Here is a 25,866-nt window from a genome sequence, read left to right as displayed (position 1 = left end):
AAAAAGACCTGCTTTGGGGAAACAGGTCATTAGAAAGGGAGTAAAACTATGAAAAAATATGCTAATTGGCTTCGCAAGTACTATCTTATACCTTTATGGTGAAAAAATGATGAAAAGAGAAGCGGGATATAAAAAAAGACCTGCTCTGGGGAAGCAGGTCTTCACAAAGGAGTAAAACTATGAAAAAAATATGTTAATTGGCTTCGCAAGTACTATCCTATACTTTTATGGTGAAAAAACGATGAAAAGAGAAGCGGGATATAAAAAAGACCTGCTTTGGGGAAACAGGTCATTAGAAAGGGAGTAAAACTATGAAAAAATATGCTAATTGGCTTCGCAAATACTATCCTATACCTCTATGGTGAAAAGATAGTGAAAACGATATTAGGATATAGCTCCTATTTTTCCATATTATAGATTCATTTCTCTTTAATAGGGTATACGTTCATTAGAATCGATATAAACTTAAAGAATTGGCAGGGAGGTATATATATGGAAAACAAAAACGAAGCAACTGCAAATCAACGCGTGGTTCACCGCGCTCGAAATAGCTGGTCAGGCTTTTTGTTTGGCGTAGGGTTAGTTGCTTTTATTGATGAAGCAGTGTTTCATCAGCTGCTTCATTGGCATCATTTTTATGATAAGTCCACAACGGCCGCCGGTTTAGTGTCGGACGGTTTGTTTCATGCATTCAGCTGGTTCGCTACAATTGCATCACTTTTTATGGTGGCAGATCTAAGGCGCCGAGGCGGCTGGTGGGTGAAAAGGTGGATAGGGGGAGTATTGCTTGGAGCGGGGGCGTTTCAGCTTTATGACGGGACCGTGCAGCATAAGCTTATGGGACTTCATCAAATCCGGTACGGAGTGAAGATTGCACCTTACGACATTACGTGGAATGTACTTGCATGTTTGATGCTGTTTATTGGCATCATTTTAACATGGTTTACACGTAAACAAGGTGCACATCATGATTAAATATAAAGTATTGTCTCAGCTTTTATTAGCCCTGCCTTTTGCCGCTGCCTTTTTTTTATACATGTGGGCTGTAGCGTCTTCAAATGCAACGTATACAAAATGGTCATTATATAGGACGTCCAGCTGGACACTTGGTATTTTATGCGCCATATCTTCTGTAGCAGGACCGCTCGCAGCCCGTGCTCATATGGACTTTACCGCGCATATGACGGGGCATTTGCTTTTAGGTATGCTAGCTCCGCTTTTAATGGCGTTAGGAGCACCTCTTACGCTGCTGCTTCGCACGCTTCCGGTTCATGCAGCCAGAAAAGTGTCAAAACTTTTAAAAGGACGGTTTGTTCGGTTCATCAGCAGTCCTGTGACAGCTTCTGTGCTTAACGTAGGAGGACTTTGGATTCTTTATACAACAAGTCTGTATGGCATGATGCATCACTCTTTTTTCGTGCATGTGGCTGTACATATTCACGTGTTTTTAGCCGGCTATTTATTCACCGTATCGATGATTTCAATCGATCCTTCGCCGCATCAGAAAAGTTTTACGCACCGAGCTTCCGTATTAATAATTGCTCTTGCCGCTCATGGTATTTTATCAAAATATGTGTACATTCACCCGCCTATACACGTCTCGGCGGCAGGGGCGCAGCAAGGGGCTATGCTGATGTATTACGGAGGCGATTTAATCGACTTATGTTTAATTGTGCTTCTTTGTTATGAATGGTTTAAGAGGGTTCAAAAAGTATCTCTTATATAAAAAACGCGCAGAAAGTATCGTACTTTCTGCGCGTTTTTTTAGTGAATGTTTCGTTTTTTAAAGCGTCCGCCGCGGACTTCGGTAATATCTGCAACGGCTAAAAAGGCAGTAGGATCAAAATCTTCAACAATGGTTTTTAGCTTTGATTCTTCAAGGCGCGTAATGATGCAGAAAATCACTTTTTTATCATCGCCCGTATAAGCACCTTCACCGTGCAAATAGGTAACGCCTCGACCTAGACGCGCATTAATCGCATCGCCAATGTCATCAGAATGATCACTAATAATCCAAGCTGATTTTGACTCTTCCAATCCTTCTACAACCGTATCGATGGCTTTAGCGGCAATGATGTATGCAAGGATAGAATACATGGCGCGGTCCCACGTGAACACAAATCCCGCTGCTCCTAAAATGAAGAAGTTGAAAAACATCACAATTTCTCCTACGGAAAACGGAATTTTTTTACTGATTAAAATGGCAAGTATCTCCGTACCGTCAAGCGCTCCGCCGTAGCGAATTACGAGTCCAATTCCAATTCCGAGAATAATTCCTCCAAAAACGGTAGCAAGAAGAACGTCTGCGGTAAACGCGGGGACATGGTGAAACATAGAAGTTAAGATGGATACAACCAGTATGCCAAAAATAGTGGAAAGGGCAAATGTTTTCCCCATTTGCTTGTAACCGATAAATACAAACGGAAGATTGAGTACAAAAAGAAAGATTCCTAGATTTACGCCAGTAATATGCGAAAGCATGATGGAAATACCGGTAATTCCTCCGTCGACAACGTGGTTCGGAACGAGAAAAATTTCAAGTCCTGTGGCCATGAGCAGGGCACCGATCGCAATGGCGATGGCCCTTCCAAATACCTGTCCCTTGGACAGCTTTCGGTGCTGAATTTTCGTTTTTTCGATTTCTGTCATTTGCATCTCTCCTTTGATGTCTCATATGTATTTCTCACTTTAGAAAAGTGAAACTATCTTTAATTATACCTTACTCTGCACAATTAGTGGGGATAGACGGCTTAATTACTTGTTTCACTATATAAAAAAAGCCTGCTTTAGAGTCATAAGCAAGCTTTTTAAGGAGTAAAACGATGAAAAAAAGTTGGCTTCACAATTTTCACTATATAGAGGTTTGATAAAAAATGATGAAAATGCCGGCATGTGCGGTAAGAAAATCGGGGATACTAGTTAAAAAAGGCCAAAAGGAGATGACGAAATGAGCATGTGGATGATGTATAATCACTTGATGCATTCGCAAATCTTTTTAAGCAGCGTATTAATTAGCGGTATTCTTCTTGTTAGCGGAGGATTTGTGTACGGCAGAATAATGAGCAAAAAGTAAGCCTGATATTACCACGGATAGGTTGTTAATGGAAACTGCTCGGTAGCTGCTTGGTTAATGTTATACTTGCTCCATAAGCTTAGCGTGGAGGTGTCAGCATGAGCAAGCATCATGATCTAACAGCATCATATGGAGAATCGCTAGTAACGTGTGAACATCAGTTTGAAGCTAGCTATTACTATCATCAAGTGCGCGAACAGTGCATGAATCACATTCATGAAATAAGCAAAGCGGTAGATGAATTTGTTGTTGATTTTACAGACGAAAGTTTAAAAATCTTAGAGCTGCTTTACTATGATTTAGAAGACGGCAATCGCTTTGACTATTTTTCAATGACAAAAGAAGAATTTGAAGAGTGTATGGGCGTATACTTTGGTGAAGTGGTTACGTCTACTATTGACGAAGCGCGCTGGATTGTGAAAGAATATCCGCTTATGGAAAACAAGTATGTGACCGGAATTGAAAAAGGGAATCTTTCACTCATGTTTCCCCATGGCTTTTTTAACCATAAAGAGCGTCATCCAGAGTGCGTTTTTACTCTTTATCATTTATATAAACAGCTGCAAAAATAGGAAAAAGGTGAACGTACGTTCACCTTTTTTATTGTCCCAGCTTTATGGGAATATAAATATCCATTTCATATGTATCACTATATAAATTGCTGTGTATAGCTGTATTTACAATTTCAAGAGCAGGACCTTCAATCATGCTGTAAGGAGAGTTCGGCAGCCATTCATTCCAGATGCTGTTATACGTCGACCCAAGCGATGTAATGGGACCTCTGTGTTTAAACTGCAGGTATGTAAACGAAGGAAACGTATGAACGCTCATACCGTTTGGAATACAAGCCGTATCAGCCACTTCTGTACCTGCAATATAAAAATAATTTTCTCTTTTCGGAGCCATGCAAATGCCTGTAACCATATGAGGTTCTTTTGAAGAAGTAATCATTTCTTTTTCTTTAAGTATTTGCTTCAAAAGATTCTCTTTTTGATACTCTCCGTTTTTTGCTATGCCTATCACTGAAAATCCTTCTTTATATACAACTTTACCTTGCATAATCCACCTCGAATTTTTCAAGCTCTAGCTTTTATTCTATCAATCATAAATTACTTTACCGTGATTGTAACATAATCTTAAGTAGATATCGATGCAGAAAATGGAACATGAGCAAAGCTTCAAACGCATGCTTGAGATACTTTAATTGTTACATAAAAACAGCGCGGGAATTCGTACGCTGTTTTTACTAATGCAACACTTTATTTATATAACGTTTACGAAGAGTAAATACGGGAAACTCCTTAATATAAGTCAAAATGGTAGCTAAACCAGTAGTCGTCCTGCACATTTTTTGTGTTTGAAGCGACAATATGCTCATGACCTTGTTCGTCCGTGGCAATCCAGTTGTAGTTGATATCCATTCTAATCGGATACATATTTCCTTTTTTAAACAAAATAACGGGGGGAGTTACTTCAACAAACTCGTTTAGTTTTTTAACAACATCTTCTTTACAGCGAATTAGCTCCATGTCTTTTTCTCCTTCGGTGTTATTGCACAATCATATTTTTTGCGTTGTGCACAATATATAATTTAAAATAACAAAGGTAAGTTTAGCACATTTTACAAAAAACAGAGAACTAAAAAGGAGCGATATCGATGAATGAACAAATTTTATTAGCAGAACGCCCAAAGGGAATGCCAACAAAAGATACGTTTAAATATGAAAAAATTGAAATGCCTACAGCAAAAGAAGGCGAGGTACTTGTTCAAACACTTTACCTTTCTGTTGATCCGTATATGAGAGGACGCATGAACGATACAAAATCATATGTTCCTCCATTTGAGCTAAACGCACCGCTTGCAGGCGGCATTGTAGCACGCGTAACGGAATCAAAATCAGATCGCTTTAAACAAGGCGATATCGTGACGGGTATGCTTCCATGGAAACGCTATTCAGCGGCAGAAGCAAAAAACTTACAGAAAGTTGATCCAGAGCTAGCGCCAATTACAACGGCTATCGGCGTTCTTGGTATGCCTGGTCTCACAGCTTACTTTGGACTGCTTGAAATCGGTCAGCCAAAAGAAGGCGAAACAGTCGTCGTTTCCGGTGCAGCAGGCGCTGTTGGATCTGTTGTTGGTCAAATCGCTAAAATTAAAGGCGCACGTGTTGTCGGCATCGCAGGTTCTGAAGATAAAATTGCTTATTTAAAAGATGAGCTCGGATTTGATGAAGTGATTAATTATAAAAAAGGAAATGTAAAAGAAGCATTGAAAGAAGCGTGTCCTAATGGCGTGGATGTTTACTTTGAAAACGTCGGCGGAGAGATTTCAGATGCAGTTGTTAGCTTATTAAATAAATTTGCGCGCATTCCGCTTTGCGGCCAAATTTCACTGTATAACTTAGAAAAACAAGATGTTGGACCACGTGTTCAAACACCTTTATTAATTAACAGTGCGCTAATGAAAGGGTTTATCGTAGCCGACTATGCTGACAAATTCCCTGAAGGCATTAAGCAGTTAGGCGAATGGGTGCAGCAAGGAAAAATCAAGTACAGCGAAAACGTTGTAGAAGGTTTTGAAAATGTACCTGAAGCGTTCCTTGGTTTATTTGAAGGAGCAAACTTAGGAAAACAGCTTGTAAAAGTAGCAGAATAAGCGTAAAAAACCGTGCGGGATTATTTCCGCACGGTTTTTTTTTACATCGTTGAAGCCGTTTGTTGTTTGGCTTCTTCTTCGATATGTTCACCAGTTCGTTCGATTGGCGAGCGCTTGTGATAGCGTCCAAGCAGTCCTGTCATGATGAAGATACCGATTAATGAATAAAGAACTTGAACTACGCCGAATACCACTGTTGCAGAGCCTACAATCAGCACATCTGTCAAAAGCATTGTTTTACCTGGATTAATGCCAAACCTCTTATCAAGAAACACACATAGCATGTTGATGCCGCCAAGAGAAGAGCCGTGGCGAAACAAAAAGATTAGTCCAATGCCGACGATAATGCCGCCCAAAACCGCGGCTACAAGCGGATGCGGAAGCGTAAATGAAAAGTTGGCAGCTAATAAATCGGACATCACTGACATCAGGCTAACGCTGATAAAGCTTTTTATCGTAAACTGCAGTCCAATTTGTGTAAGAGCCATAAAATAAAATGGTAAATTGATAATAAAGAACAATACCCCAAATGAAATACCGGTTAAATGCTGCAGTACGATGCCAAGTCCTGCTGTTCCGCCAATAACGAGGTTAGAAGCGGTTAAAAATTGAATTCCGATGGCAACGCATAAGCAGCCAAAGGTAATCCATCCCCATTGTTTTACGTGATTCATATCTCCATCCCCTTTTGTATATTTATACAATACTTTCGATAGAAAACACCGTCTTTTAATTCACAAAATCTATTTTACTATATATCTTTTCAAAAAAAAGCACTTTTGTGAGAGAATCTAACACAAGATAAAAAGTTAGATAATTCAGACTTATCAACTTCCTTCAAAGCAAATAAGTGATAAACCAATATGTTTCTAAAAAAAGATCGAAAAGAAAGAATGAGAAAAACGGATTTTGGAAAATGTATAAACAAATATTTGGATAATGGTTAAAAAAAGGGAGAAAACATTAGTTAAAACGAACTATTTAACTTTACAATTAAAATATCATTCGTCTTTATATTGATTTTTTGTGTATTTAAGGTAATATATAACATTATTAGAATGAAAATATGTAGAGATGGATGTGGATGCGAAATGAATAAGAAATTATCAGCGTTGACAGGAGTGGCTGTACTTGCTTTTTCACTTACAGCATGTGCCCCTCAGCAGGAAAAAGAAGTGTCTGCTGAGAAAAAAGAACCCGCTCAAAACCTAGCTAATCAGCAAATCATGGCGGACGCTTGGTACCAAACATCCGGCGAAATGAAAGCTTTGTATTATCAAGGCTATAATACAGGAAAGCTTCGTTTAGATGAGGCGCTTGCAAAAAGTACCGATAAAAAGCCTGCCATTATTTTGGATTTAGATGAAACCGTGCTTGATAATAGTCCATTTCAAGCATCAGCCATCAAAACTGGTAAAGGATTTCCTTATAAGTGGGATGAGTGGGTGCAAGCAGCAAAAGCGAAAGCAGTGCCAGGTGCTGTCGATTTCTTGACGTATGCGGATCAAAAAGGCGTAGATATTTACTATGTTTCAGGTCGTACAACTTCTCAGCTTGAGGCAACAATTAAAAACCTAAAGAATTTACATATTCCTCAAGCAACCAAAGATCACGTCCTATTAACGGGTCCAAAAGATGAAGGAAAAGAAACGCGCCGTCAAAAAGTAGCGACGAATCATAATGTAGTCCTGCTGTTTGGTGATAACTTATCTGATTTTAGCGGCTTTGATAAAAAATCCATCACTGATCGAAATAAACTTGTAGAAGAGCAAAAAGAAGCTTTTGGTCAAAAGCTAATTGTGTTTCCAAATCCAATGTATGGAGATTGGGAAGGAGCTATTTATAACTACGACTACTCAATTTCGGACAAACAAAAAGATAAGCTTCGCCGCGCACAGCTTCAGTATTTCAATTAAAAAATAGGTTGAAACATAACGAAATCGCTCCAATCAAAAGGCGAACAAATTGGATACATGAGCTGAACCGCTTGTTACACCGCTGTTGATTTCCGTACAAGACTTCGCTTTCCGCGGGGGGCCGATGAGCCTCCTCGTCGCTTCTCACCTGCGGGGTCTCATCTATTCCGCTTTTCCCGCAGGAGTCTTCGTCTTGCCCTCCAATCAACAGCTGGTAGCACCTGCATTGAATGAAACCTATGTTCACCATCACAATAAAAAATCCGAACGAGGTTGATTCTTCATTAAGAATCAACCTCGTTCGGATTTCTCTTCAACTCACATATTGTTGTCCCAGCTTTTTTAACCTTTTTACTATACCCTATTTAAACGATAGCTTGTCCAAATGATCCTGCCTTTTAAGAAAGAAGCCAAGGAGCATAAGGAGCTTGCTTCCACTCGTGTTTTAACATGCCATAAATCACAAGGTCGTGGTAGTGATCATATAGATATTCACCTTCTCTGCAAATGCCTTCTTCTGTAAAACCTAGGCGTGTAGGGATGGCTTTGCTTTTTTCATTATTAACGCCGCAGCGTATTTCGACTCGATGAAGGTTTAACGTATTAAATGCATAGTTTAGGCATCCGTGTACGGCTCTTGTCATAATGCCTTTTCCTTGAAAATCATGGCCAATCCAATAGCCAAGACTTGTACTTTTGTTTCCCCAATTAATTCCGTGAAAACCAATCATCCCGGCTATTTCTCCGTAGTAGCGAATGATGGCCTGGAACCCTTGGTTATTATAGTATTGAGCTCTCCATTCAGGGATGAGTTCGTCGTAGTCAGCAATGCTTTGCATGCTATCTACCCATGGGAGCCATTCTTTTAGGTAAGGTCTTGACTCGTTAATAAGAGAAAGCAAGGGGAAAGCGTCAGTTGATTCAATCAAATGCAAACTAACTTCGTCATCAATTTTGTATTCAAACATACGAAAGCCTCCTGTGATGATGGGCCTGCTGAGATAAGCGTAGCGTGTAGGCAGTTCTAACATCTAGTTTTTCTTTATTCTACCACAAGTAACAGGGAGGAGAACGAGGAAGTTTAGGCTAAAAGTAAATAACACATAAAGTCGATAGGATTTTAATGATTAAAAAAATTAATAATTGAAAGCACTTTTATCAATATTTTTACAGAAAAGAGGCATATACAGTGATACAATGGAAGAAGAGATAAGACGTCGTATGTATACATACTTTCTAACAAACATGACATTGGATTGATAAAAGCAGGTGGTAAAAACATGGATGTACAACTATTAATAACGGTATTTGCACTCGGGTTTTTCGGGTCATTTTTAGCAGGTATGCTTGGAATTGGAGGATCAGTTGTTTTGTACCCGCTGCTGCTATTTGTCCCGCCTCTTGTAGGAGTGGGAATATTCAGCGCGCACGAAGTAGCTGGTATAGGAGCCGTACAGTCGCTGTTTGCCTCCGTTTCAGGAGCTCTTGCATACAAAAAGGGCGGCTATTTGAATAAACCGTTAATTTTATATATGGGTATCAGCGTCTTAGTTGGTAGTCTCATTGGTTCAACGCTATCAAACTCGTTTTCAGAAGGAATGATCAATTTCATTTACGGCGTGATGGCAACAATTGCTGCAGGATTAATGTTTATGCCCAAAAAAAATAATCCAGCGGCCGATTCATTCGAAGTGACGTTTTCAAGACCTTTGGCAGCAGCTCTGGCGTTTTTAGTTGGAATTTGCGGGGGGATTGTTGGAGCAGGAGGCGCATTTTTACTTGTTCCTATTATGATTACCGTGTTAAAAATTCCTGTGCGCGTAACGATTGCAAGCTCATTAGCCGTGACGTTTATTTCGTCTATGGGGACAACATTTGGTAAAGTAATGACGCATCAAGTCCTTTTGCTTCCGGCGCTTATGATTATTGGAGCAAGCTTACTAGCAGCTCCAATTGGCGCTTTTGTCGGGCAAAAGACGAAGGTAGCGTCGCTGCAAGTTATCTTAGCGGTCGTTATTACGGCGACTTCGTTAAAAATATGGTTTGATTTACTAATGAAATCTATTCATTAAAAAAGCTGCCTTTTTAAGGGCAGCTTTTTTATTTTGTTGTTGATGAAACAAGGTGAGCGACTAAAATATAGCGTTCAGGTGCTGAACCAACGTAGTTAAATGGATAACAGGTGCTGACGCTTAAAGTGGCTCTAGGTTTCGGCACAATAACGGTCCGGTCATCCGCATCAACAATTCGTACTTTGTTTACTTTGTATGTGAAGGTGCCTGCTGCTGTACTTACCACAAGCGAATCGCCTTCACCCACGTCGCCAAGCTTACGAAAAACCGTATCGCGATGTCCTGATAGAACAGAATTGTCGTTTTGACCAGGCAGCACGCTTCCTGCAAAATGACCGACGCCTTTTTCTAATTCATCTTCGTTCGTACCGTGATAAATCGGCAGCTTAGCGTTTAATTTAGGAATATATAATTCTCCCATTAAATCACCAATTTTTGGCTGTTTCGGATAAGACACATTTGACACTTTCGGCTTTTTTTCCGGGCTAGCAGTACGGGAGTGTACCGTTTTTTTAGCTTCAACAGAAGAAGCTTCAGCAGAAGAGTCCGCTGTTGATGAGTCCTTGCTTTTAGAAACTGAAGCTGCGGCTGGTTCTTCTGTATCCATTGTTTTAAATGCCAAATAGCCTCTTGCAAATTTATAGGCGTTTGTTGTTGTAAACCAAAGACCAAAGCAGATGACAGCGGCTAAAAGGGAAAGAACAATCAACCGCTTTTTACGATTGATTGTTCTTCTTTTTTTTCTTGGTTCCATTTTATGCGCGTCTCACTTTGCGGAAAAGAACAAAGCCAGCTGCTACAAGCACTAATCCAATTAATGTATTTGTTACATAATTAGAAGCCGTTTCCGGAAGTTTTCCGCCTTTAACGGTTTTTTGTACAGCGCTATTCGTTTGTTGCTTCTCCGGTTCTTGTTTCTTTTCTACTGCTGGTTTTTGTGCTTGAGCTGGTTTTGCTACAGCTTCAGCAGATTTTTCTACTTCTTTTCCTGTATCTGTGATGATATCAGAATTGAACATATCGCCTGTGATCACCATGTCTGCTAAAAATTTACCGTCTGTCGTATAAAGAGAAATTTTTAGACTTGCATTTTTTAATTCTTCTAAGTTGATTAAATCAGTAAGAGAAAGCGGTCTTTCATTTCCGCCTTGTACAAGTGAAAATTTAGCGTCTAAATGGAAGATTGATAGCATTTCTTTATAAATAGACATTAATTCAGCGATTTGATCAGCAGATAATTCTGTTGCTGTATCAAAATCTTCGAATGCCGCTAAGCGCTCGCCTAATTGATCTAAGCGGTTAAGCGTTGCTTCATTTGAAAGCTCATCTTCTAATGATGTAAAATGTGCTTCAATTCGATTTAACTCTTCTGAAGTTAAGCCTAATTCAGACTGCATGAATGATAGTAAGCCGCTTAAATCTTCTTCGCTTAATTCATCATCGTAAGAAGTGTCTTCTTCGTCATATGACTCATCATCTTCATACCAGTCATCGCCCTCTAGATAGAAGCCGACATCATCGTATAAATCATCTAGGTACACATAATCGTCTAAGCTTTGGCCGTTCTCTTTTAATAACGCATTTAAGCTTGTTTTGTCTAAGTCAAAATCTGCATACAAATCTTGCAGGTTATGTAAGTCAGCTGCAATCGGTTCACCTAAAAAATCTTCTAAATCTGCGATTGTATCGTAGTTTTCAAGACTATCGTCATACAGTGAAAGTGAATATTCAACGTCGTCTTTGGTTACTTCAAAGCCTCGCGTTTGGCTTACCGATTTTAAATACTTGTTGAAATCTGCGTCAAATGTTGACGCGGCTGCGAATGAAGACGTTGGAAGTACGCCAACAAACAGCAGAAATGATAATAAAATTGTCCCCAGTTTTTTCATCAATTTTCTCCTTTTTTTTACGTTTTCTACAAGATTATATAGTAAGAGTTATAAATTTACAATATATACTTATATTATATATACCTTGAATATAGTGGTAATTTAAGGTATTTATAGAACTATATATTTTGAGAATATCGTATGAAAAGGAGTGGAAAGCCCTAGATAGAAAGAAGGGGAAAATAAAGAAAAAGATTTATACTTTTTTTGACAGAGACAGAAATATAAAAAAACATCAAAAAAGAACAGCACTTAGAAGCTGTTCTTTTTGAAATGATATGTAAGCATTAGCATAGATAGTTGAAATTCGATACCGTTCCGCTTTAGAAAAAGGTGGCTACGAGTTATGATTTTAGTAAGGATAGTGAAGAAAAGTGAGAGCGCGGTTTTGTCAGCTCTATTTTAATTCCTTTTAGTCTTAAACGTTCTACAAACTGTTTGCGTTTTTTTCGCTTTTCATGCGGGGATTGATTCATATTTGCCTCATCCTCCATATATAGTCAAGTAGCTAACATATCATTATCATAATAAAAAGATGACGGTTACACAATAAACATTCTCAAATATTCACAAAGATTTAAAATTTGTTACATTGATAGTGTACATGTACCCGATTCTCTTTTTTTATAACATCTCAGTGTGCTGTTTTTAAATTGAAGTTTTGTGAGTCCCGTCGCAGGATAAAAAAACATGATCAAAATGGGGATGCAGACTTTTATATTTTGATTCATTGTGCTTAAAAGCTATACTAGTAGTGCGTATAGAAAAGAGGAAAACGAAATTGTATATCTCATCTATTCGTATACAAAAAAGAAAGAGGGATCTTTATGAAAACAGAACAGCAGTATTTTGAAGAAGGAAAATCAATTCAAACATACATGAACGACATGAGTACATTAAAAGAGGAAAGTTTAGCTGTTTATGAACAATTTCAGCTTCCACAAGATGGCCTGGCTGACACTCTAAAAGCTTATCAGCTTCACTTCTTAGCGATTACTGAAGATTGGTGCGGAGATGCGATGATGATTAACCCAATTATTCGTAAAGTAGCTGAAGCTGCCGGTATCGATGTGCGCGTTGCACTGCGCGATTCGGACACCGAATTAATTGATCGTCACTTAACAAACGGCGGCCGTGCCATCCCAATTATTTTAATTTTTAATAATGAAGGGAATTTACTGGGGAAATGGGGGCCTCGTGCTCCTGAAGTTCAGCAAATTGTCGATGAGCTTCGCGCCGAACTTCCTTCAAAAGAAGATCCTACGTTTGAAGAAAAACAAAAAGAAGTCTTTTCAGCGTTACGAACAAGATATAAAGAAGAACCGGCTCTTTGGTCGTATGTTTATAACAGCTTTAAAGAAACCGTGTTAGCTGTTGTAAAATAATTTAAAAAAGCAAGGTAAAATGAGCGCTTCATTTTATCTTGCTTTTTTTCTAGTTATTGCAGCAAAATCGTTTGTATATCACTTTAATGAAAAGGCTACTTTTATGAATATTAGTGTTCAAAACGCGCACTTTTAATTGATAAAACGCAAAAAATTCTAAAAATAAAAATATATTTTATTCAAAACGCGTACTTTTTAACTTGATGATGATATAATAACAAATAATAAATGAAGAAAGGGGACGCGTGAATGAATGTAAAAGCTTTTGGTTAGTACTTTTAAGCAGAATTTTTAGAGTTCAACATGCACTTTATTTTTTTAAATTTAATGAAAGCGCTTAATAACGCACTTCTCAGAATATATAGAAGAAAGGTGTTAGATACATGAATAACTTACATAGAAAAATGGGAACGTTTTCTCTCATGATGGTTGGACTTGGATCTATTATTGGATCAGGATGGCTGTTTGGGGCATGGAGAGCTGCTCAAATTGCAGGTCCCGCAGCAATTGCTTCTTGGATTATTGGAATGGTTGTTATTTTATTTATAGCTCTTTCTTACAGTGAACTAGGGTCTATGTTTCCAGAAGCCGGAGGTATGGTTAAGTATACGCAGTACTCGCACGGCTCATTTCTTGGTTTTATTGCGGCTTGGGCAAACTGGATTGCAATCGTATCGGTTATTCCTGTTGAAGCGGTTGCCTCTGTTCAGTACATGAGTTCATGGCCGTGGGAGTGGGCAAAATGGACAGGGAGTTTAGTAGAAAACGGAATTCTTACTGGAAAAGGCTTGGCTATTGCTACAGGACTATTAATTATTTATTTTCTTTTAAATTATTGGACAGTAGGCTTATTTTCGAAAGCTAATTCACTTATTACCGTTTTTAAAATTGTGATTCCAGGGCTTACAATTGGTGCTCTTTTATTCGCAGGATTTCACGGCGGAAACTTCTCTTCTGCAGGAGGCGTTGCTCCAAATGGATGGGCAAGCGTTTTGACAGCAGTTGCTACGTCTGGGATTGTGTTTGCTTTTAACGGTTTTCAAAGCCCTATTAACATGGCGGGAGAAGCAAAAAATCCGGGTCGCTCTATTCCAATTGCGGTAGTAGGCTCCATTTTAATTGCAACCGTGATCTATGTATTGCTTCAAATTGCGTTTATTGGAGCGGTAAATCCTTCAGAAATCGTAAAAGGATGGAGTCATCTTAACTTTAATTCGCCGTTTGCTGATTTAGCGATTGCGTTAAATATTAACTGGCTTGTTATTGTGTTATATGCCGATGCTTTTGTATCGCCATCAGGAACAGGTATTACGTATACAGCTACCACGTCACGTATGATTTATGGTATGGAAAAAAATAAATACTTGCCGAATATACTGGGACGAGTTCATCCGCTTTACGGCGTTCCTCGTCAAGCCATGTTTTTTAATCTATTTGTCTCATTCATCTTTTTATTTTTATTTAGAGGCTGGGGAATTTTAGCCGAAATTATTTCTGTAGCTACGTTAATTTCATATCTTACTGGTCCTATCACGGCTATGACGTTAAGAAAAACGGGGACCGATCTTTATAGACCTTTACGTATAAAAGGGTTAAACGTAATAGCGCCTCTTGGCTTCATCTTTGCTTCACTTACTCTTTACTGGGCAAGATGGCCGTTAACTGGACAGGTATTATTTATTATTTTAATAGGACTGCCAATTTATTTTTACTACCAGGCAAAATCAAAATGGAAAGGTTTTGGTCAAAACTTCCGAGCTGGCGTTTGGATGATTGTCTACTTATTATGTATGATGACAATCTCCTGGATAGGAAGTGAAAAGTTCGGGGGACTCAATATTATTAAATACGGCTGGGACATGGGTCTTATTGCAATTGTGGCACTTTTCTTTTATGCTTGGGCACTTAAAAGTGGATACAAAACAGAGTATTTAAAAGAAGCAATCGATGTTAATAATGAAATGAAAGCAGTGGAAGCACAGACTGCCTCAGCTAAAGAGCAAGTTATAGAAAAACAAATTAAATAAGTAGTAAAAATGAGACTGGGACAAAAGTATTTCAGTTGAAGTTAAATGCGAACTATTAATTATTTTTTGATTGGTAGTTCGTGTTTTTTTGTTGTTATGTTGAATATAGATTTTATCTGTATAGTTGGTTCTAGCAGTTAATTGGAGGGCAAGGCGAAGACTCCTGCGGGAAAAGCGGAATAGGTGAGGCCCCGCATAAGCGCAAGCGACGAGGAGGCTCACTGGCCGCCCGCGGAAAGCGAAGCCTTGCACGGAAATCAACTGCGTTGTAACAAGCAGTCCAGCTTATGTATCCAATTTGTTTGTTTTTAGGTTAGATTGATTTAGTTATGTGTCAGCCTCTTCTTTTGTGGATAAATTTTATTTTTTTGAATACTAGATAGTAAAAAATGCTATAATGGTTGGCAAAATCATGCAGGGGGAGAACGACTTATGGATATCGTATCAATCACTTCTTTTTTAGGCGTAGCCGCTTTGCTTACGGTTATGCCTGGACCTGATAACTTATTTGTTTTAGCACAAAGCATATCACACGGTAGATATGCAGGAATTTCGACTTCATTAGGGCTTTGTACGGGCTTGCTTGGTCATATAGCTGCAGCAACATTGGGTCTATCGGCTGTTATCTATCAATCGGCTTTAGCTTTTGCTATTGTAAAATACGCTGGAGCAGCTTATTTATTATATCTGGCTTATAAGACGTTTACAGCAAAAGATTCCGCTCTCGCTGTTGAAAACAAAGAAGCGGTTGAGTACAAGGCGCTATATAAAAAAGGAGTGATTATGAATCTGCTAAATCCAAAAGTTTCGCTCTTTTTTCTTGCTCTTTTACCTCAGTTTGTTAATCATTCAACCGGAAACGCGACACAGCAAATGCTTGTTTATGGAGCTGTATTTTTAGTTCAAGCGCTGATTATTTTTACGTTAATTAGTCTATTTGCAGGGAAAGTAGGGGAGTTTTTACGGAAATCTCCAGCGCTGTCTAAGCGGCTTAATCTCGTGCAAGGCTCTATCTTTACGCTTATTGGCTTAAAAATTGCTTTTAGTGAGAAATAGCAGAAGATAAGATGGTAAACCTGCTTTTTATCTCTATTAAAAGGCGTGGACATAGGTTAGTTAAAGGGAGATCCGAACGATAAATCCAATTCGTTCGGATTTTTTATGTCTATGGTAAAAGCAGGTTTCATGTATGTAGTTGCTTCTAGCTCATTTATCCGTCTTTATGTTGTGCTTTAAAACACCAGTGCCTAGCAAAATTCAGTTTTTTGAGTAATTTTTCTCCAATCTTTAAAGGGACGAACCCTTCTTGTCTACTTACATATATATATATAATGGAAGATAAAACATCGGACAAAGCCGGTGTTAATCCCAATTTCTTTCATATTATGTTTGAAAGGAAAGGTTCACATGAAAAAAGTATGGCTAGATGCAGGGCACGGCGGTACAGATTCAGGCGCTTTAGGAAATAATTTGCGTGAAAAAGATATTACGCTGCAGCTTGTACTACACGCGCGGGCGTATTTAGAGCATAACTATTTAGTAGATGTTCAAGTAACTCGTTCAACCGATGTGTTTGTTTCATTATCAGACCGAGCGAACCGGGCTAATGCATGGGGAGCGGATATTTTTGTTTCGATGCACATTAATGCTGGAGAAGGTACTGGATTTGAAACGTATCGGTATCCATCACAAGAGGGAAGTCAATCTTTTCTTTTACAAAAAGAGCTGCATACGGAGATTTTACCAACCATGCGGAAATTTGGAACGATTGCAGATCGCGGTTTAAAAACGGCTAATTACGCTGTTCTGCGTGAAACAAATATGCCAGCTGTTTTAACAGAAAACTTGTTTATCGATACGACAGCCGACGCTGAAAAATTAAGAAACGCTACGTTTCTTCGGGAAGTGGGAGAAGCGCACGCGCGTGGAATTGCTAAGTATTTAAACTTACCTTCTAATGGAGTTACATTCTATACCATTCAATCTGGAGACACATTTTATAGTATTGCAAAGAAGTATAATATCACCGTTCAGCAGCTGCAAGATGCAAACTCTAGCGTAGATCCTACAAAACTGCAAATTGGTCAGCAAATTGTTCTTCCTGTCACTACGTATACTGTACAAGCAGGAGATACGTTTTACAGCATTGCGAAAAAATATAGCATGACCGTTCAGCAGCTGCAAGATGCAAATCCTGGTGTGGATCCTGCAAAACTGCAAATTGGTCAGCAAATTATCATTCCAGCTGTTTAATATCTGTAAATAAAAAAGATGACACGGCAGCGTGTCATCTTTTTTATTTATTGAACTAATCTTACAAGCATATGGGCAAGGTGATGCTGCTGTTCTTTGTCTCCAACCTTCCACAGTTCGTGAAGCAGGTTTTCCTCTCGATTGCGCGGCTCTTCATGCTTAGCAAGGTAATCAGCTACTTTCTGAGCTGTTTTAGCAAGCTGCTCTTCGTTCATCCCTAACTTTTCGCCTTTTGAGACCTTGTCCCCTAGATAACTTTTAAATCCTTCGAAGCTAGAGAGAATATCCTCTTTCTTCTCCTCGCTCATAGAATTAATTGCTCCTTCAACTTTTGCTGAATGATTTGTTTCTACAGAATTACTCATAGTTTTTTTCTCCTCTCATGGTTATATTTGGGTGTTAGAAAGCATATTCCCTGAGGATTCAGTAAATAAACGTCCGAATGTGTTATTTTTATATTATGGCGTTTTACAAGGACTTAAAAAGGTGAGATCCACCGAGATTTTATCAGCCAATAATAAAATGACAAAAAAGACTTTGAATAAAGAAATCAAAGTCTTTTACTGATTTTTATACTGAAGCATCATACTTCGGGCGTAGGAGTAGGCGGGGCATAGCCTTCCTTATATTTATCATCGATTTCTTGGCGAATGTCTTCGATGCTTTTGCCTTTGCTGTAGTCTACTACAGCCTGAGCCGCTATTTCTAAACAGACGCCGCATTTTGTTCCGTGATCATCCCACGTCACTGCGCCGTTTCCTTTGTTTTCAAAAATAAAACAGTCGTAGTTGTTTTGATGATTAGCTTCTTCTCCACATCCGCAGTAGCAAGGAATGTTTTCTAGTAAGGTTTGATGCTTAGCAGCGGCTGCATAAATAAGCTGCATGTCTTCGGACTTGTCACTTAGAAAAGAGGGAAGAGTTTCACTATTTTTTGTTTCTTCTCGTTTATCACCTAATGTGTGCTGCTGATGTTCTTCATGTTGTGTTGCTTCTGTACGTTTGCTGCCTGAACTTTCTTTACTTTCGTTTCCGCAGCCGGAGACCATGCTTGCTGCAAGGACAACTGTTATGACCTTTGATTTTATCATCAAAATGTTCATCCTTTCTTCAATTAAAGCTAGACAATAATATGTACATCCATCATGTGAAAAAGGCATCATTCGTCTTTGAAGTCATTCATCAACTTTCTGCAAAATAATTTTCCGATACATACCTTTCAACATGACGCTTGAATTCTCCTTCAAGATAAGCTGATCCCGGCTTGCTTCAAACACATGTTCAAAAGAGAGGCCAATATCCGTTCCTAGTAATTTTACGAAAGGGCGGAATATTTTTTTAGGAAAAGCCGCTGATTTCTTTTTAGTTTCAAATTTATCAAAAATCAGGATAGTTCCCTTCGGCTTTACTACTCTTGTCATTTCTTTTAAAGCTTGCTCCGCATCAGGTACTACGCTAAGAATTAAGCTTGCTACAACTACATCAAACGAAAAAGAGTCGAATGTTAGCTGCTGAGCGTCCATTTGGTGGAAAGTTATAGACGGGTTTTTGTATCTATCTTTTGCTTTTTGAAGCATTTCACTTGAATAGTCGATGGCTGTTACATTTACTTCATGAGGAATAAAAGCTAAATCTGCACCCGTTCCAACACCTACAAATAAAATGCGCTGTTCAGATGAAAAGTGGACGTCTTGAAAGACTTTTTTTCTGGCTTGATAAAACATCCCGTTATTAAAAAAGACATCATAAAAAGGAGCCCAACATTTATAAATAAATTGATTCCAGCGGTTATTCATGTAAACCCTCCTAGAAAATAAGCTTTCCAACGCCTGTTGGAAAGCTTATGGATTCCATTTATTTTTTCATTTTGAGTAAGCGAAGGCTGTTTAAAATAACAAGTAGCGCTGCTCCTGTATCGCTTAAGACGGCAATCCACAGAGTAAGCCAACCTGGGAAGATAAAGGCTAAGGCAATGACTTTAACAATAATAGAAAACCAAATGTTTTGTTTGATAACAGCTAACGCTTTGCGACTTAGCTTCATTGTATGAGGAAGCTTTTCTAAATTGTCTGCCATCAGGACAATATCAGCTGTTTCCATGGCTGTATCAGTACCAGCACCGCCCATTGCAATGCCAAGATCAGCAGTAGCAAGGGCAGGGGCATCATTAATCCCATCTCCAACCATAGCCGTTTGATATCCTTCATGTTGAAGCTGCTGTATGGCCTTTACTTTGTCTTCAGGCAGCAAGTCGGCGAAATAGCGGTCTATCCGAGACTGAGAAGCAATCATTTTAGCTGTTCCTTCGTTATCACCGGTTAACATCACAATTTGCTGCATTCCGTTTTGTTTGAGGCTTTCTAAAGCAGATACGGTTGTATGTCTGATGGTATCAGCTACGCTAATAATGCCTAGAACACTTTTAGCTGTTCCGACAATAATAATCGTTTTACCTTCGTTTTGAAGCTTTTCAATATGAGACCAGCATTGGGATAGAGGTGTTCCTAAATCTGAGAATAATTTTGTATTACCGGCGTAATAAACCGTGTCTTTAATTGTTGCTTGCACGCCTTTTCCTGTAAGAATTTTAAAATTTGATCCTTGTAAGGAAACGACTTTTTTCTCCGCTACATAATCCACGATAGCCCGAGCGATGGGATGATTCGAATAGTCTTCAAGAGTTTTTGTTATCGCTAAAAGCTGATTTTCTTCAGCAGCCAGGGAAACAACTTCTGAAACGGCTGGTTTTCCTTCAGTCAGCGTGCCTGTTTTATCAAAAGCAATCGCATTGATTGCACCTGCTTTTTCTAAAAACGTCCCGCCTTTAATGAGTACGCCATTTTTCGCTGCGTTTCCAATCGCAGATACAATGGCGACAGGAGTAGAAATGACTAGTGCGCATGGACAAGCCACAACTAATAATTCAAGTCCCTTGTAAAACCACTCGCTCCATGCACCATCAAACAGGGGAGGGATGACCATAATGAATAAAGCTAAAATAAAGACAATAGGTGTGTAAATGGTTGCAAATTTATCAACAAATGCTTGAGTCGGCGCTTTTTTCTCCTGTGCTTCTTCCACTAAATGAATGATTTTAGAAATTGTCGTATCTTCGACTAGCTTTGTTACTTTAATTTCTAACGATCCGCTTTCGTTAATGGTGCCTGCATAAACAGCATCACCAATTACTTTATCAACGGGAATAGATTCACCTGTAATAGGAGCTTGGTTGATACTGGATTCGCCGTTTGTAATTTCACCATCTAGCGGAATTCGATCTCCTGGCTTTACGACAATCGTAGTACCGATTGAAATATCTTCCGCTGCTTTTTTAATCAGCTGGCCGTTTTCCTTTACCCATGCTTCAGAAGGAGCTAGATCCATCAAACCTCGTATCGAGTTTCTTGTTTGTTCAATCGACCTTGTTTGCAGAGCTACACCTAAAGCAAATAGCCAAACGACCGTAGCGCCTTCAAGCCATTCACCAATAACAGCTGCTCCAAGTGCCGCAACGGTCATTAAAACATTCATATCTAAAGAACGGCTTTTGATGCCGTAATAAGCACTTTTAGCCGGCTTATATCCACTAACAATCATGGCAATAGCGTACAGTACAGTTATCATATAAGAAGCAATTCCTGTATGATAACCGATAAAACCTAGTGCGATGAGAATACCTGAAAAGATAATCGGACCATTTTTGCCTTTATGATGCCGAGATTCAGCAGGCTGCCTGCTGCTGGTCACTAAAGTAGCGGTGTAGCCAGCTTTAGATACTTCTTTAATAATGTCATCAGCTTCATTATCATGCTCAATTTGTGCTTTTCCCGTTGAAAAGTTAACGCGTACGTCTTTGACAGCAGGAACCGTTTTTAAATGATTCACAATCGTGTTCGCACAAGCCGCGCAGTCCATTCCTTCAATCATATACGTTTTCATTTTCTTATTTGATTGAATAGGCTCAATACTAAAGCCCAGTCTTTCTACTGAGTTTGGAATGAGTGACAGAGCTGATTCACTTGCTGCCGCCACTTGAAGCTTTCCTGTATTGTAATTGATTGCTACGTGTTGAATATCGCTTAACGTTTTTAAACTTTTTTCAATCGTAGCAGCACAAGAAGGGCAATCCATTCCATACACGCGGTATTCAGCCGTTTCTTCTATGTTACTGCCGGTTGCTATATCGTGATCGCCGCAGCAAGAATGCTGGCTTTTATCAGTCGTTAACGCAATCGTATCTGAACAGCAGCTGTGACTGTGTGCGTGACTCTTTGTACTACAGGAAGAAGGTTCTTCAGTAGATGCGGCTTCTGAAGAAGAGGAGCAGCAGGGGCTATTCTCAATTTCTGATGAAGAAGGGCCGCTGCAGCAGCTTCCGGTATGATGATGATGTTTTTTATCTTCGTGTTTCATTGTGTCCCACTCCCTATACGGTAAGAAAAACTTAAATGGTTACATCCTCTTTTTTAGCAAACATAATATCAATTACTTGTTTAATATGTGCATCCCTTAAAGAATAAAAAGCTAACTTTCCTTCTTTGCGATAATTGGCAATTCCTATATTTCGCAGCAGTCTTAAGTGATGAGAAGCAGTAGCAACCGTAGAGCCTACAATGTTAGCTACGTCACATACACATAATTCCTCACCTTTATAAAGGGCCAATACGATTTTCAGCCGCGTTTCATCTCCCAACGCTTTGAACATCGTAGAAATATCCTGAACAGCTTCAACATCGATAGAAGGCTTAATACGATTCACTTTTTCTTCGTTAAAACAATAAATATCACAGCGGTCTTTTGGCATAGTTTCCTCCTTCATTCAAACATTCAAATGATTGTTTGTTTATAATATATGCCAATTTTTAAAAATGTTCAAACATTTATTGATTATTCGGAATTTTATTTTTGAATTAACCATACTTATAGGAGAAATAAATATGAAAAGTATGCCTATTAGTGTATGTGTTCTGCACTAAATAGTGCGTGGGGAAGAAGAATGCTTGGAATGCGCTCCAAAAATAAAAAGCCACCTTTATAGGCAGCTTCTTTATGACTTTTAAAAATGAGAGAAATAACCGAATACAGCGCAAATTATGTTCATTTGGTTATCGTTTTAATCGATTAAATAATAAATCTGCTGAATTATTTAATACCTTGTCTGACTCTTTTAATCGTTTGTCCGAGTTTTCTAAATAGGATTGAGCAGATAATACAACATCTAATGGATCCTTGACATTTTTCTTTTCGGTGCATACTAAATGCCCTACATTATTTTTCCAATGAATCGTGCATTTAAAATTCATAAATGTATCATCGCTCGTTCTCAAACGCAAATGCCTGATGATGGGGTTAGATGAAGAGTGTTGTGACAGCATCCACATTGCTTGTTTCCGGTCGTCTTTATGAATAATGCTCCACAGACTGGAGACTGAAGAAAAATAAGAATGTGCTTGACTAGAAAAATGAAGGATTTCACCTTCTTGATTTAACTGAAAGTAAGGAACGGGGATCCATTTAAGTATGTTACTTTCCATCATGCACCTCTCCCAACTTAAGTAATCTCTTTTACCATATCACAATTACCTAATATTTGTATGATTTTTATCATTTTCCCTACTCTTTTCTCCAGTTTAAGCTGTAAAAGCTACAGAATTATTCAGTTTAAAACACTTGAATAAAGAACATGCGTTCGATAAAATAAAAATTAAAGGAGCGAATTCTATGCGGCAGCTACTTCAAAAAAGCTATTCTTCAAAACGACCTGTTGAAATTATTTATATGGACGATAAAGGATGTTTGACACAGCGAGTTATTATTGTGTATAAAATTTATCCTCAGAGCGTAAAAGCTTGGTGCTTACTAAGGCACGAGAAACGAACATTTAAAATAGAGAATATCCTTTCATGCGGATTCAGCAATAAAAGAAAAAGCAGTTTTAGGCAGGAAGCTCACTCAATTTAAGAGTGGCTTTTTCATATCATTTCCTCTTATGGTGTTTGAATTATTTTCATACACTATCCCTAGCAGAAAGGGGAATAAACATGACATTAAACCAAGCAAATAAAACTAAACACACCGCTAAAGAAAGAACGGAAAAAGACGATATAACAATGCAGGGTGAGAAAAAGCAGCATGAAGCACAAAGTACCTCTTTGTCTCATAACAATTGTCGGGCAAACCTTGATGGAGATTAATCTAAAAAAGGAAAGCTTTCGTTTCCGAAGCTTTCCTTTTTTGTGTATATCGCATTTTTAAGTTAACTCGTATTTTTCTGAGCCAATCACAATATAGTCTCTCTCTTGATAGATGAATTTTACGGATTTCTCACAAACTTCGTACGAGTAATTTTCTAAAACATTGTTTTTTTGATTAATATATTGCATAAAAGCGCTTTGAAAATAACCGTTCTCCACAGAAAGTTCCCCGGTGTGGCACAGCTTTTCATGTGCTTCTTCCAGCCATTTTGCAATTTGGCTGTCGTTGTTAGTAAATCCAAGGGTGTGCGCATAGTGACCTGACAAATCTGTCATATCCTCTTTATCCTGGTCAAAATAAAACACTTTTTCTTTTTTTGACTGCAGCCTTTGTTTATGCAAAGTGATATGTTTTACCAGTTCTTTTTCAACGTCTTCTTCGGGACTTATATAGATGGGGCAGGTGCCTGCTACCTCACCTTGATCTGTAAATAATACAACATAGTACAAATCAAACATCATATCTCTCCCTTCACGTGTTCATACTATCCTATCTCGCATCCTTCACTTTTAGAATCATTTTTCTGACATTTGTGCAACATTGGTTCTAATGTATTACTGATAAGCGAACCTTAGTTTTAACAGGAGAGAAAAGAGGAAGTGAAAATAAAAATTCTGCGTTTCTTCATTATAATAAGAAAAAACGATCTGTTTACTAGTATTTAAATCTTTTGAAAAATCAAAATAAATAATGATTGATTTCGTCACTTTATTGTGGTTTCATAATAAAGTGTAAAAAGACCATTTTTCTTACAGAGAGAAATGAGATAGAGTACTTCTGTGTTGATTCTTTCTTTTAAATATAGTATACATACAGGGGTATAGAAATTAGTTGGGAGGAAAACATGGCGATACTATATATGAGCATAGGTATTTTACTTTTATTAATTTGTTACAGTTTTTATAAACGCTATGTGCCGGTGCAAGGAATAAAGAAAGTGACGACCGTCGACTGTGCTTCTACAACGATTTCGTATGTAGATGTTCGTCATTTTCATGAAATGAAACAAAACCCCTGTCAAAAAGCAATCCATATTCCGCTTCCTTATTTAGAGAGACAGCATGAGGAAATTCCATATAAAGAAGTGGTCGTAATTGTTCCTGACAGCATTTCCCGAAATTTAAGCATTCGGCAGCTAAAAAAACATGGATATCAGGTCAAAGGATACATGTGTGCGGAAAGATGTGTATAATAAAAAAACGACAAATAAGCCTTAAACGACTTTGATATAGAAGGCTATGATAGATAAGCTAAGCGATACTCATTTCAAAATGGGTATCTTTTTTTACTTTAAGGATTAAGAAGGGGAGTGGAGATCGGTTTCTTTTGGTTCAACAGCCACTGAGTCTTTTAGCGTATTTTTATGGCAAAAGGTTTGAAAAATCCCTTTTGTGGTAAAAAACAACGTAGTTCTCCTAGTGCATAGACAGAGGTTTAATAGGAAGTTATAATTTAGGCAATTACATAAAAGGGGAGTAAGCTAAGGAAGGTGAATAGATGTGCGAAAGATAAAGCGGTTGCTATTTCTGTTCATTTGTATAGCGGTTGTAATTGTTGCATATGAGATGATTCGATATCCGATTGAAAACAATGCTGCAAGTGTGCAGCAGCATTTGCGAAATTGGGAGCATAAAGAAAGTATTGATGGTTCTGCAAGGATTACGCTGCAAGATTTTAAACGGGTTGATCACTCTAATACATACATAGCCTTATTCTCCATACCTGGTGATAAAGAAGGAATGGCCGTATTGAAGCAAGGATGGAACAAACGCCTGCGTATTGAAGTCAGTACCAAAATGAGCAATTTAGTGGATTATGATGATATCCATACAAATAAAGGGACCTATGCGCTGTTTACAGGGACAAATAGAAGTAAACAAATTGAGCGAGTAAAGGCGGCTTTGGTGCACGATACATATACAATTGATGCCGCGGTTCCAAAAAGTGATTATTTTGTGCTGTATGAAAAAATACCGAGTCATATTAAACATCCGTTTCCAGCAACGACAACGCTGCTAGATAAAGCAGGGGATGATATCACGGTTAAAGAATTTATGGATCAAGAGCTGCGTGAATAATACGCAGCTTTTTTCTGTAATAAAAAGCTTTTTAAAAAAATTCACGTTTTGTTCATATTTTCGAAAGAAAGAATTTTAAGCAAAAAAATCAAATATTTGCTACAAAATAAAGGGGAATTAACGGGCAAAATAAGTTTCATACAGGACGTCACATTTTCTTTGAAAATTTGTCACAAAATATTCAATTATGTCGATGTGTATTGATATATCAATGTTGAAGCAAACATGCAAAGCTAATTTTGCGGTTATTCCTAAAGAAATAG

30 protein-coding genes are annotated in these 25,866 nt (G+C 38.3%); 14 read left to right on the top strand and 16 right to left on the bottom strand.

Annotated elements, in window-relative coordinates:
• The first annotated feature begins 492 nt into the window (after positions 1–492).
• Both SB717_RS17035 and SB717_RS17030 read left to right on the top strand, forming a co-directional pair.
• Positions 493–975: a DUF2243 domain-containing protein gene (locus SB717_RS17035; protein ID WP_074680057.1), complete on the top strand. Its 483-nt coding sequence runs from the start codon at positions 493–495 to the stop codon at positions 973–975.
• Positions 968–1,726 (top strand): cytochrome c oxidase assembly protein, encoded by a 759-nt coding sequence (locus SB717_RS17030; protein WP_410904262.1) that lies wholly within the window; start codon positions 968–970, stop codon positions 1,724–1,726. The genes SB717_RS17035 and SB717_RS17030 overlap by 8 nt, the downstream gene beginning before the upstream one ends.
• A gap of 38 nt (positions 1,727–1,764) precedes the next feature.
• Here SB717_RS17030 and SB717_RS17025 read toward each other — a convergent pair whose 3' ends face one another.
• Positions 1,765–2,649 (bottom strand): YitT family protein, encoded by an 885-nt coding sequence (locus tag SB717_RS17025; protein WP_074680063.1) that lies wholly within the window; start codon positions 2,647–2,649, stop codon positions 1,765–1,767.
• Positions 2,650–2,947: 298 nt separating this feature from the next.
• Between SB717_RS17025 and SB717_RS17020 the strand changes: the two genes are divergently transcribed.
• Both SB717_RS17020 and SB717_RS17015 read left to right on the top strand, forming a co-directional pair.
• On the top strand, positions 2,948–3,073 hold the full coding sequence (locus SB717_RS17020; RefSeq protein ID WP_256972392.1) for a hypothetical protein: 126 nt from the start codon (positions 2,948–2,950) through the stop codon (positions 3,071–3,073).
• A 98-nt stretch (positions 3,074–3,171) separates the two neighbouring features.
• A complete protein-coding gene (locus tag SB717_RS17015) occupies positions 3,172–3,645 on the top strand; it encodes a hypothetical protein (RefSeq protein WP_029714792.1) in 474 nt (157 codons plus the stop codon).
• 28 nt (positions 3,646–3,673) lie between these two features.
• Here the strand turns inward: SB717_RS17015 and SB717_RS17010 are convergent, their stop codons facing one another.
• Both SB717_RS17010 and SB717_RS17005 read right to left on the bottom strand, forming a co-directional pair.
• Positions 3,674–4,132, bottom strand: coding sequence for a GyrI-like domain-containing protein (locus SB717_RS17010; RefSeq protein WP_029714793.1), 459 nt, complete (start codon positions 4,130–4,132; stop codon positions 3,674–3,676).
• A 242-nt stretch (positions 4,133–4,374) separates the two neighbouring features.
• Entirely contained in the window at positions 4,375–4,602 is a 228-nt protein-coding gene (locus SB717_RS17005) for a hypothetical protein (protein WP_029714794.1), read from the bottom strand.
• A gap of 128 nt (positions 4,603–4,730) precedes the next feature.
• On the opposite strand from SB717_RS17005, the gene SB717_RS17000 reads away from it, so the two are divergent.
• Positions 4,731–5,729 carry an NADP-dependent oxidoreductase gene (locus SB717_RS17000; RefSeq protein WP_074680065.1) on the top strand — a complete coding sequence of 333 codons (999 nt, stop codon included), beginning with the start codon at positions 4,731–4,733 and terminating at the stop codon, positions 5,727–5,729.
• A gap of 41 nt (positions 5,730–5,770) precedes the next feature.
• On the opposite strand, the gene SB717_RS16995 is transcribed toward SB717_RS17000, so the two are convergent.
• Complete coding sequence (locus tag SB717_RS16995; protein WP_410904261.1) at positions 5,771–6,403, bottom strand: YitT family protein; 633 nt, start codon at positions 6,401–6,403, stop codon at positions 5,771–5,773.
• A 417-nt stretch (positions 6,404–6,820) separates the two neighbouring features.
• On the opposite strand from SB717_RS16995, the gene SB717_RS16990 reads away from it, so the two are divergent.
• Positions 6,821–7,645 (top strand): 5'-nucleotidase, lipoprotein e(P4) family, encoded by an 825-nt coding sequence (locus SB717_RS16990; RefSeq protein WP_410904260.1) that lies wholly within the window; start codon positions 6,821–6,823, stop codon positions 7,643–7,645.
• On the opposite strand, the gene SB717_RS16985 is transcribed toward SB717_RS16990, so the two are convergent.
• Positions 7,638–7,853 (bottom strand): hypothetical protein, encoded by a 216-nt coding sequence (locus SB717_RS16985; protein WP_182005401.1) that lies wholly within the window; start codon positions 7,851–7,853, stop codon positions 7,638–7,640. The genes SB717_RS16990 and SB717_RS16985 overlap by 8 nt on opposite strands.
• Positions 7,854–8,043: 190 nt before the next feature.
• Positions 8,044–8,613, bottom strand: a complete 570-nt coding sequence (locus SB717_RS16980; protein ID WP_013083913.1) for a GNAT family N-acetyltransferase — start codon at positions 8,611–8,613, stop codon at positions 8,044–8,046.
• 312 nt (positions 8,614–8,925) lie between these two features.
• On the opposite strand from SB717_RS16980, the gene SB717_RS16975 reads away from it, so the two are divergent.
• Entirely contained in the window at positions 8,926–9,717 is a 792-nt protein-coding gene (locus SB717_RS16975; protein ID WP_074680071.1) for a sulfite exporter TauE/SafE family protein, read from the top strand.
• 28 nt (positions 9,718–9,745) lie between these two features.
• On the opposite strand, the gene SB717_RS16970 is transcribed toward SB717_RS16975, so the two are convergent.
• The 3 genes from SB717_RS16970 to SB717_RS16960 form a co-directional block, all read right to left on the bottom strand.
• Complete coding sequence (locus SB717_RS16970; RefSeq protein ID WP_410904259.1) at positions 9,746–10,471, bottom strand: class D sortase; 726 nt, start codon at positions 10,469–10,471, stop codon at positions 9,746–9,748.
• A gap of 1 nt (position 10,472) precedes the next feature.
• Positions 10,473–11,606 (bottom strand): processed acidic surface protein, encoded by a 1,134-nt coding sequence (locus SB717_RS16965; protein ID WP_029714799.1) that lies wholly within the window; start codon positions 11,604–11,606, stop codon positions 10,473–10,475.
• A 344-nt stretch (positions 11,607–11,950) separates the two neighbouring features.
• Positions 11,951–12,082: a hypothetical protein gene (locus SB717_RS16960; RefSeq protein ID WP_013057845.1), complete on the bottom strand. Its 132-nt coding sequence runs from the start codon at positions 12,080–12,082 to the stop codon at positions 11,951–11,953.
• 351 nt (positions 12,083–12,433) lie between these two features.
• Between SB717_RS16960 and SB717_RS16955 the strand changes: the two genes are divergently transcribed.
• The 4 genes from SB717_RS16955 (at position 12,434) to SB717_RS16940 (ending at position 17,271) form a co-directional block, all read left to right on the top strand.
• Positions 12,434–12,991, top strand: a complete 558-nt coding sequence (locus tag SB717_RS16955) for a thioredoxin family protein (protein ID WP_074680079.1) — start codon at positions 12,434–12,436, stop codon at positions 12,989–12,991.
• Positions 12,992–13,374: 383 nt separating this feature from the next.
• Positions 13,375–15,018 (top strand): glutamate/serine transporter AimA, encoded by a 1,644-nt coding sequence (gene aimA, locus SB717_RS16950; RefSeq protein ID WP_074680081.1) that lies wholly within the window; start codon positions 13,375–13,377, stop codon positions 15,016–15,018.
• A gap of 432 nt (positions 15,019–15,450) precedes the next feature.
• Positions 15,451–16,074: a LysE family translocator gene (locus SB717_RS16945; protein WP_410904258.1), complete on the top strand. Its 624-nt coding sequence runs from the start codon at positions 15,451–15,453 to the stop codon at positions 16,072–16,074.
• A 351-nt stretch (positions 16,075–16,425) separates the two neighbouring features.
• Positions 16,426–17,271 carry an N-acetylmuramoyl-L-alanine amidase gene (locus SB717_RS16940; protein ID WP_410904257.1) on the top strand — a complete coding sequence of 282 codons (846 nt, stop codon included), beginning with the start codon at positions 16,426–16,428 and terminating at the stop codon, positions 17,269–17,271.
• Between the two features lie 47 nt (positions 17,272–17,318).
• On the opposite strand, the gene SB717_RS16935 is transcribed toward SB717_RS16940, so the two are convergent.
• The 6 genes from SB717_RS16935 to SB717_RS16910 form a co-directional block, all read right to left on the bottom strand.
• Positions 17,319–17,636, bottom strand: a complete 318-nt coding sequence (locus tag SB717_RS16935) for a DUF3243 domain-containing protein (protein WP_013083905.1) — start codon at positions 17,634–17,636, stop codon at positions 17,319–17,321.
• 218 nt (positions 17,637–17,854) lie between these two features.
• On the bottom strand, positions 17,855–18,361 hold the full coding sequence (locus tag SB717_RS16930) for a PCYCGC domain-containing protein (RefSeq protein ID WP_251533595.1): 507 nt from the start codon (positions 18,359–18,361) through the stop codon (positions 17,855–17,857).
• 84 nt (positions 18,362–18,445) lie between these two features.
• Positions 18,446–19,066, bottom strand: coding sequence for a class I SAM-dependent methyltransferase (locus SB717_RS16925; RefSeq protein WP_029714417.1), 621 nt, complete (start codon positions 19,064–19,066; stop codon positions 18,446–18,448).
• 58 nt (positions 19,067–19,124) lie between these two features.
• On the bottom strand, positions 19,125–21,683 hold the full coding sequence (locus tag SB717_RS16920; RefSeq protein WP_410904256.1) for a heavy metal translocating P-type ATPase: 2,559 nt from the start codon (positions 21,681–21,683) through the stop codon (positions 19,125–19,127).
• 31 nt (positions 21,684–21,714) lie between these two features.
• Entirely contained in the window at positions 21,715–22,074 is a 360-nt protein-coding gene (locus tag SB717_RS16915) for an ArsR/SmtB family transcription factor (protein ID WP_028414427.1), read from the bottom strand.
• Positions 22,075–22,375: 301 nt separating this feature from the next.
• A complete protein-coding gene (locus SB717_RS16910; protein WP_071273048.1) occupies positions 22,376–22,807 on the bottom strand; it encodes a PAS domain-containing protein in 432 nt (143 codons plus the stop codon).
• 504 nt (positions 22,808–23,311) lie between these two features.
• Here SB717_RS16910 and SB717_RS16905 point away from each other — a divergent pair.
• A complete protein-coding gene (locus SB717_RS16905) occupies positions 23,312–23,464 on the top strand; it encodes a hypothetical protein (protein WP_410904255.1) in 153 nt (50 codons plus the stop codon).
• 57 nt (positions 23,465–23,521) lie between these two features.
• Here the strand turns inward: SB717_RS16905 and SB717_RS16900 are convergent, their stop codons facing one another.
• The gene (locus SB717_RS16900) at positions 23,522–23,986 is read right to left on the bottom strand and encodes a hypothetical protein (RefSeq protein ID WP_410904254.1); all 465 of its coding nucleotides are present in this window, start codon (positions 23,984–23,986) and stop codon (positions 23,522–23,524) included.
• 383 nt (positions 23,987–24,369) lie between these two features.
• Between SB717_RS16900 and SB717_RS16895 the strand changes: the two genes are divergently transcribed.
• Both SB717_RS16895 and SB717_RS16890 read left to right on the top strand, forming a co-directional pair.
• Positions 24,370–24,717 (top strand): rhodanese-like domain-containing protein, encoded by a 348-nt coding sequence (locus SB717_RS16895; RefSeq protein ID WP_033580561.1) that lies wholly within the window; start codon positions 24,370–24,372, stop codon positions 24,715–24,717.
• 307 nt (positions 24,718–25,024) lie between these two features.
• Positions 25,025–25,603, top strand: a complete 579-nt coding sequence (locus tag SB717_RS16890; RefSeq protein ID WP_013057828.1) for a hypothetical protein — start codon at positions 25,025–25,027, stop codon at positions 25,601–25,603.
• Positions 25,604–25,866 lie beyond the last annotated feature (263 nt).

Source organism: Priestia sp. SIMBA_032 (assembly GCF_046535215.1).
GTDB classification, from domain to species: Bacteria; Bacillota; Bacilli; order Bacillales; family Bacillaceae_H; genus Priestia; species Priestia aryabhattai.
Note: the sequence above shows the minus strand (reverse complement) of the source record. Positions and strands in the feature narration are given on the sequence as shown.